This window comes from Pacificibacter sp. (assembly GCF_039769035.1).
Lineage (GTDB): Bacteria > Pseudomonadota > Alphaproteobacteria > Rhodobacterales > Rhodobacteraceae > Celeribacter.
The window spans coordinates 1-7686 of record NZ_JBDMZG010000078.1 but is presented as its reverse complement, the minus strand read 5'-3'; the positions used below and the strand labels follow the sequence as shown (position 1 = coordinate 7686).

Here is a 7686-nt window from a genome sequence, read left to right as displayed (position 1 = left end):
GCCGCCAAGCGACCCTCAACCACATCAATTTCGTCGCGCTCAATCTCACCCGCGCGGAAGCGGCCCCAGAAACGGCGGCAATCGGTGCACGCGCCCAAACGCTCGCCTTTGTAGTGTCCGGTGCTCATCGGACCTGTCACCAATTGGATTGCTGGCACGTCCGCAGAAGCAGCACCCATCAGCTGCGCCGGCACCGTTTTGTCACAACCCCCGATCATCACAACCGCATCCATAGGCTGGGCGCGGACCATCTCTTCGGTGTCCATCGCCATCAGGTTACGGTACACCATTGAGGTCGGGTTTAAGAAAACTTCGCCGGTTGAAATGGTTGGAAAAGCACGTGGTAGCGCGCCAGACGCCAGCACACCACGGCTGACCGCCTCTACCAATTCAGGCATGGTGCGGTGACAGTTGTTAAAATCCGACGGCGTCATGGCAATGCCAATGATCGGCTTTTCCAACATATCGCGGCTAAGCCCCATCGAGCGCGCAAAAGAGCGGCGCAGATAGACGGCAAAATCCTGATCGCCATAGTTGGTAAGGCCGCGACGCAGCCCGTGTTCGTCACTCATTTCTTGCTCCTGAATAGGGCGCCTACAAGATGTTCATACACCTTGATCATTGCGCCTTTGTCTTGTGCACCCAGCCCTTGGGCCAATGCTTGTTGATAGGTGGTTGTGGCCGCCGCAAGGACCGGTGCGGGGAAGCCGTTCTCGGACGTGACCTCGGCTCCTGCGATCAAATCCTTGTAGGCGGCCTTCATGGGATAGCCTTTGTCAAAAACGCCGCGCAAAATGTTGGGCAAGAAGAACTCGCTCGCGTGGCTACGGCCTGTGCCAGAATTAACAATTTCAGCGACTTGATCCGGATCAAGCCCCAGTTTGGCGGACATCGGCAAAATCTCAGCGAGGGCTGCCATGTTCACGTCAAACAGCAACTGATTGATCAACTTGGCCAGCTGCCCTGCCCCGATGGGCCCCACGTGCAGAATTTTCGACGCAACCGATCTGAGCTTTTCGCGGTGTTGTTCAAGCACAGCGGTCTCACCGCCGACCATCATGGTCAGTGTTCCCTCTTCAGCGCGTTTCTGCATGCCAGAGACAGGCGCGTCCAAGAACGTCAATCCACGTTCAGCCAGCCGCGCACCAACACGCCCGGCAGTGCCATGCGATGTCGTAGAAGTGTCGATGACCAATGCACCGCGCGGCAGGGTTTCGGCAAACCCGTGCTCACCAAACAGCATGTCCTCAACCACTTCACCGTTCGGCAAACACAACACGACAACGTCACAAACACCAAACTCTGACGGGCAGATCGCCGTTTTCAGCCCATCATACTGGCGCCCTTTATAATCGTAAGCAATCACATCAGTGACAGCTGACAACCGCTGCGCCATGGGCAGTCCCATCTGCCCGAGCCCTACAAAACCCCAAGTCATTCCGCTAGGTTCCGCGCTTTTTCACGTTTGTTAGCCTTAATAGCCAGCCATGCAGAAAGCCCAAGAAAGGCGATGGTCAGGGCATAGAGCGCAATCGATATCCAGCTTTGCACGAGGATGCTCCAATCCCCGTCCGAGATAGACATCGCACGGCGCAGGTTGCGTTCCATGTCGCCGCCCAGCAACAGACCCAGCACAAGTGGCACAAGGCTGATATCCATCTTGCGCAGCAGGTATCCCAAGGCACCAAAGGCAATCATCACTTCAAGATCAAAGATTGAGTTTGAGATCGAGAAGACACCCACAAAACTGACAGCCGCCACGATTGGTAGCAGCGCCCATGTAGGAACGGCCATCAGGCGGGTAAAAATGCCGATGAGCGGAATGTTGAGGATGAGGAGCGTAACATTGGCCATGTACAGCGATGCCACAAGGCCCCAGACCAGATCCGGCTGGCGTTCAAACAACAATGGGCCGGGCTGGACATTAAGTGAAATCAACATGGCCAGCATCACAGCCGTGGTTCCGGAACCGGGCACACCAAGCGACAACATCGGGATCAGCGCACCGCCAGATGCCGCGTTGTTGCCAGCCTCGGGTGCTGCCACACCGCGTGGGTCCCCTTTGCCGAATGTGCCGTCTTTATCGCTGGCTTGCTTCTCCATCGAATAGGACATCACCGAGCCAAGCGACGCACCCGCACCGGGTAGCACGCCCGCCACAAACCCGATCAGTGAGCCGCGCAACATTGCCCATTTGGTGGACAGCAGCGTCGACAGGGACGGCATCCATCCGTCTACAGGAATAGCTTTGGAACGGTCCTTGATATGTTTTTCCAACAGGACCAAAATTTCTGAAATGGCGAACAAACCCACAAGAGCAACGATAGGCTCAATCCCATCATAGACGTGGAAATTACCATCCGTGTAGCGCGGCACACCCGAGATCGGATCAATGCCAATCGTCGCAATCATCAACCCGATCAGCGCAGACAGAAGTGTCTTGCGCGGATCAACACCCGCCACACCGCCGATGGTCGCAAAGGCCATAATATAAAGCGCAAAGTAATCTGCTGGTCCAAAATGAATGGCCGCGCGCGCAAGCATCGGCGCGAACAGGGACAAGCCAATGACAGCCACAGTGGCCCCAACAAAGGACGCCACACCCGACAGGGCCAGCGCATCAGCCGCACGACCTTTTTGCGCCATCGGATAGCCGTCTAAGGTTGTCATCACCGCAGGCTCATCACCGGGGATATTCAACAAAATTGAGCTGATGCGACCGCCGTACATGGTACCGAAATAAACCGCGGACAACAGGATCAACGACGACGTTGCATCCAGTCCAAACGCAAATGTCAGCGGGATCAAGATCGCCACGCCGTTTACAGGGCCCAACCCCGGAAGCGCGCCGATTAGCGTGCCGACAAAGCAGCCTGAGAAAAGCAAAAATAAGTTAAGAGGGGACAGGGCCACCGTGAAACCACTGGCCAACAGCGAAAGCGTTTCCATGCATCAAGCTCCGAAGATTGTGCCGAGGAATGCCAAAGGCAGCCCTAAAATTTGGTCAAACAATACCCAAAGGCACAGCGACATTGCCGCGCCCAATTGGATGGATTTCACAGCAGGTCCACCGAGGGTCGCCGCCAGTGCCGCGATCAATCCAAAGGTAGCCAACGGAAATCCAAGCGGCTTCAACAGCCACGCGTAAGCCAGCAGAACCGCAAGCGCGATGCCCTGTCGGATAAGGTGCGTCCGTCCAGCCCACTGCACGCCGCCGCCCGGAAATACTACAAGTGATCCTGCAAAAATCATGGCAGGAACGCCCACAATCACAGGAAAAACAGACGGGCCAAGCACGTCGCCGAACGAGACTGTGTAGGTATTTCCGTAGTAGGTGTAGACCGCCGCGACCACAAAGATCACGGCGGCCAATAGTCGTGTACTTATCACTCGATCACACCAATATCACGAGAGATGTCAGCCGTAACTTTTTCTTGGTCACGGATATAGGCTTCAAAGTCTGCACCGCCGCGCCAGATTGGCACGAGACCAAACTCAACCGCTGCAGTCTGCCAGTTCTCTGAGTTGTACAGAGTTTCAAGATCAGACACCCACTGGCCATATGCTTCGTCAGAAACGTCGCCACCAGTGTAGAGACCGCGCCAGTTATAGCCGGTCATGTCGATGCCCTGCTCTTTCATCGTTGGCGCATCTGGGAACGCTGGAATACGCTCGTCTGACATTGCGCCAATGATGCGAATGTCGCCAGATTCAACAAAACCACCGATTTCGGAAATGTCTGTTGAAACAACATCAACCTGACCACCGATCAGCTGTGTGACCGCGTCTGTACCACCGTCGAACTGAACCCAGCGGATGTCTGGCAGGTTCTCAACGCCCGCTTCACGCGCTGCGATCAACAAACGAATGTGATCCCAACCACCGATTGAAGATGAGCCCGCAGTTGTCAGCGAAGACGAATCCGCTTTCAGCGCTGCGTTCAAATCCGCCATCGAGGTGATATCGCTGTCAGCTGCAACAGCGACAACACCAACGTCAGCGCCCAACATGCCCAACCAACGCATATCATCAACGCCACCTGGGTAACGACCTTGGGCGATTTGCGTGATGCCAACTGTTGACGTTGCAACAATCAGTTCCTCGTCAGCAGGACGTTCGCTTGCGACCATTGCAAAGGTCACCGCACCAACTCCGCCTGGCATGTTTGTCGTTTGAACGTTGCCATCCACCAAATCAAGTTCGGACAAAATCCGACCGATTGTACGGCAAGTAAAGTCCCAACCCCCACCCGGGTTCGACGGTGCAATGCATTCCGTCGCCTGTGCAGGCAACGCGGCAAGGGACATAAACCCGGCCGTGATCATTCCTAAATTGCTTGTAAGTAACATCGTAAGGCGCATGACAATTTCCTCCCTAGCAGCGCATTGCGTGAAGCCTATCCACCGGATGTGAGAACATGAAATGCCGGTTCAATACAATTGCCATCGCGAAACGCGATGGCAAAGTTCCATTATGCGCGTTCACATGATTATGTACACAGAAAGTGACGCGCGGACATTCAAATGGCGCGACATAGAAAAGACAGGGATCAGACAATGAAAATCGAAATCACCGAAGTAGGGCCCCGAGATGGGCTGCAGTCTGAAAAAGTACTCGTTCCAGTTGCCAACAAAATTGAGCTGATCCAGCGCGCAATTGATGCAGGCGTCAAACGGTTTGAGGCCACAAGTTTCGTCTCACCACGCGCTATCCCACAACTTGCGGACGCCGAAGATGTCATGGCCGGTGTCAGTGATGCACAGGATGTAATTTTCCAAGCCCTCGTCCCGAACCTGCGCGGTGCCGAGCGCGCCGCGCGCACCGGTGTCCATGAATGGGTTTGGTTCTTGTCAGCCACCCAAAGTCACAGCCGCGCCAACAGCAATTGTTCTGTCGAAGATGCAATCGCACGATGTGAACCGGTCCGTGATCTGGCGCGCGCCGAAGGCAAACGTGCTGTTGCTGCAATCGCCGCGGCCTTCGGGTGCCCTTTTGAAGGCGTCACCCCCACGGCGCAATTGCTGAAAGTTGCTGGCGCTTTGGTGGACATGGGGTTTGACGAAATCAAACTTGGCGACACAATCGGCACCGCCACACCAAGCCAAATCCGCCGCACCGTTACTCAACTCAAAGCCGCCCATCCTGATCTCAAACTGATTTTGCACCTTCATGATACGCGGGGCATGTCGCTAGCCAATGTGATGACCGGCATCTCTGTTGGCATCACTCGGTTTGAAAGCTCGCTTGGCGGTATCGGGGGGTGTCCGTTCGCGCCCGGGGCCACGGGCAACGTTGCAACCGAAGACTTGGTTCATTTTCTGCATGCTGAGAATTATGAGACAGGCTTGGACTTTGACAAACTCATCACCCACGGCCGCTGGTTGGCTGAAACACTAGGCCACCCCTTGCCTGCGCGGCTTCTGAGTGCGCCTCCGATTGGCGCAACACAGCCGCTGGACAGCGCAATCCGCGCGGTGGGCTGAACCAATGAGCCTGAACAACACGCGCATCATCGACCTTACCCGCGTCATTTCAGGGCCATTTTGCACACAGCAACTGGCGGATCTTGGGGCGGATGTCATCAAAATTGAGACCCCACAGGGCGATCCGCTTCGCGACCAAGGCAGCAAGATTGGTGAGTTCAGCGCCTATTTTGCTTCATTCAACCGCAATAAACGCTCTGTTATGATCAATCTGCGCGACGCGGACGACATGGCAAAGCTCAGGGCCTTAATCGTCGATGCAGATATGTTGGTCGACAATTTCAAGCCGGGCACCATGGCCGATATGGGCCTATCGGATGCAACACTTGAGGCACTAAACCCACGGCTGATCGCATGTCATATTTCTGGATTTGGACAAACTGGACCTTATGCTGCGCGCCCCTCTTTCGACTTTGTTGCCCAAGCGATGAGCGGGTTTATGTGGACCAACGGACCCGCTGACGCGCCACCGCTCCGCTCTGGCCTGCCGATCAGCGATCTGGTCACGGGACTTTACGCAGCCCTCGCCTGTGCAGCCGCTCTTGCAGCGCCAAGGCACGAGCGCCGCTTTAACGCCATCGACATCGCCATGACCGACAGCATGGTCAGCATGTTGGCCTATATGGCCACAGAAGTTTTCGCGACCGGCAAGCCCTTGCAGCGCGCAGGAAACGACCACCCCCTCGTGGCACCCTACGGTCTATTCGAAACGGCGGACGGTCACATTGCGATCGCCGCGTCAAATGACGGGATCGTAGCGCGGCTTTTTGACTTGCTGGGCTGCACCCACCTTTTCGATGATCCCCGCTTTGCAACGAACGAAGCGCGCATAAACCACCGCGATGCGATCACCGCCGAGGTGCAGTCACGGCTTATCAGCGACACCACAGAGAATTGGATGGGCAAACTCAACGCCGCTGGCGTGCCCGCTGGCCCAGTTCTGGATGTGGTCGCCGCACTCAATGATCCCCAGATTGAGCACCGCGAAATGGTCATCAGGACAAAGACACCCGAAGGGATTGATGCGCCAATATTAGGGTTCCCGATAAAACAAAGCGTCAACACACCGCAGCTTCGCCGCGCCCCGCCCGCCCTTGGCCAGCATACAGAAGAAGTACTGAGCGAGCTGTTGAACAAAGGCGAACCGAATTAAAGTATCTCTTGCAGCCTATCGAAAGTGAAATCACTTTGGTTGGCGTTTAATTTCAATACCAAGCCGTTGATAAGCCAATAAAATGTATTAAACTGTCGGATAGGGATTTGATGCCATTCGCCGCTGCGTCAGCCCAAACAGTGAAACGTAGTTTAGTAAACAGTAGGCATGACGAGTGGTGTCACACGAACAATACAGTGGAATTATTGAAGGCCTTCGCGATGTGGCCGGCAAGTTCGGCGACAAGGCAGCCGTTGGCGGCATTGATCGGAGCTATTCAACCCACACGCAGCTCATTGAACAAATTGACCAGACGGCTGAAAAGCTAAGGTCTGCGCAAATCAAATCTGGCGACCTTGTCATCGTTGCGCTGGATGAGGGACCTGAATTTTTAACCGCGATCCTATCGGTCATGTCAGCAGCAATCCCGCTACCGCTGAACCCATCTATTCCAGCCCAAGAAGCAGAATATTTTTTCGCCGAGTTACCGATTGCGGCGATCATAGTCACAGAGCGGGCGGGATCCGCCTTGGTTATGGCTGCGGAAGCGTCCGGCGTATCAATTTTGCGGCTTGTGACAGATCAGCAGCGCCCAGCAGGGCAATTTGATCTGCTTTTGACCCGCTACACCCGCCCACCAGAACAGCAAATCGATAACCCGATGCAAACCGCTTTGCTCAGCACCAGTTCGGGCACCACAGGTACTCCCAAAATTATCGCGCACACACACGCTAGCATGGTGACAAACTGCATCTCATTTGCCGATCAAGCGCGGCTAACGAATGAGGACAAATCATTATGCGTTGTGCCATTTGCGCTGCTTCACAGTCTGTGGCGATCCTGTTTGCCTGTGTTGTTGCGCGGTGGCCAAGTTGTGTGTGCCTCTGGCTTTGATGCAAGGCGCGCGTTAGATCAGATTGATGATGTAAGACCCACGTTTATGACGGCTGTGCCGAGTATTTACTTGTTGCTGTTGAAACGTATTGCCGAAACTGGATGGTCACCTGACGGCTGTTCTATTCGCGCGCTGTTTTGCGGTTCAGACGCCAT

Annotated in this window: 8 protein-coding genes; 3 read left to right on the top strand and 5 right to left on the bottom strand. The window is 55.2% G+C overall.

Going from position 1 to position 7686, the window contains the following annotated elements:
• From ABF287_RS07475 to ABF287_RS07455, 5 genes are all read right to left on the bottom strand, one after another.
• The coding region (locus ABF287_RS07475) for a dihydroxy-acid dehydratase (RefSeq protein ID WP_347184383.1) at positions 1-572 on the bottom strand (572 nt) is incomplete at its 3' end.
• Entirely contained in the window at positions 569-1438 is an 870-nt protein-coding gene (locus ABF287_RS07470; protein WP_347184382.1) for an NAD(P)-dependent oxidoreductase, read from the bottom strand. The genes ABF287_RS07475 and ABF287_RS07470, both read right to left, overlap by 4 nt.
• Positions 1435-2949 (bottom strand): tripartite tricarboxylate transporter permease, encoded by a 1515-nt coding sequence (locus tag ABF287_RS07465; protein ID WP_347184381.1) that lies wholly within the window; start codon positions 2947-2949, stop codon positions 1435-1437. The genes ABF287_RS07470 and ABF287_RS07465 overlap by 4 nt, the downstream gene beginning before the upstream one ends.
• Before the next feature lie 3 nt (positions 2950-2952).
• The gene (locus ABF287_RS07460) at positions 2953-3390 is read right to left on the bottom strand and encodes a tripartite tricarboxylate transporter TctB family protein (RefSeq protein ID WP_347184380.1); all 438 of its coding nucleotides are present in this window, start codon (positions 3388-3390) and stop codon (positions 2953-2955) included.
• On the bottom strand, positions 3387-4361 hold the full coding sequence (locus ABF287_RS07455; RefSeq protein WP_347184379.1) for a tripartite tricarboxylate transporter substrate-binding protein: 975 nt from the start codon (positions 4359-4361) through the stop codon (positions 3387-3389). The genes ABF287_RS07460 and ABF287_RS07455 overlap by 4 nt, the downstream gene beginning before the upstream one ends.
• A 195-nt stretch (positions 4362-4556) precedes the next feature.
• On the opposite strand from ABF287_RS07455, the gene ABF287_RS07450 reads away from it, so the two are divergent.
• The 3 genes from ABF287_RS07450 to ABF287_RS07440 form a co-directional block, all read left to right on the top strand.
• Entirely contained in the window at positions 4557-5483 is a 927-nt protein-coding gene (locus tag ABF287_RS07450) for a hydroxymethylglutaryl-CoA lyase (RefSeq protein ID WP_347184378.1), read from the top strand.
• 4 nt (positions 5484-5487) lie between these two features.
• Positions 5488-6636: a CoA transferase gene (locus ABF287_RS07445; protein WP_341247464.1), complete on the top strand. Its 1149-nt coding sequence runs from the start codon at positions 5488-5490 to the stop codon at positions 6634-6636.
• Positions 6637-6814: 178 nt separating this feature from the next.
• A partial coding sequence (locus ABF287_RS07440; RefSeq protein WP_347184377.1) for an AMP-binding protein occupies positions 6815-7686 on the top strand: 872 nt, incomplete at its 3' end.

Excerpts from the sequence above, each read along its gene's own strand:
- ABF287_RS07470 (WP_347184382.1), bottom strand. The coding sequence starts at position 1,438 with ATGACTTGGGGTTTTGTAGGGCTCGGGCAGATGGGACTGCCCATGGCG.
- ABF287_RS07465 (WP_347184381.1), bottom strand. The coding sequence starts at position 2,949 with ATGGAAACGCTTTCGCTGTTGGCCAGTGGTTTCACGGTGGCCCTGTCC.
- ABF287_RS07455 (WP_347184379.1), bottom strand. The coding sequence starts at position 4,361 with ATGCGCCTTACGATGTTACTTACAAGCAATTTAGGAATGATCACGGCC.
- ABF287_RS07450 (WP_347184378.1), top strand. The coding sequence starts at position 4,557 with ATGAAAATCGAAATCACCGAAGTAGGGCCCCGAGATGGGCTGCAGTCT.
- ABF287_RS07445 (WP_341247464.1), top strand. The coding sequence starts at position 5,488 with ATGAGCCTGAACAACACGCGCATCATCGACCTTACCCGCGTCATTTCA.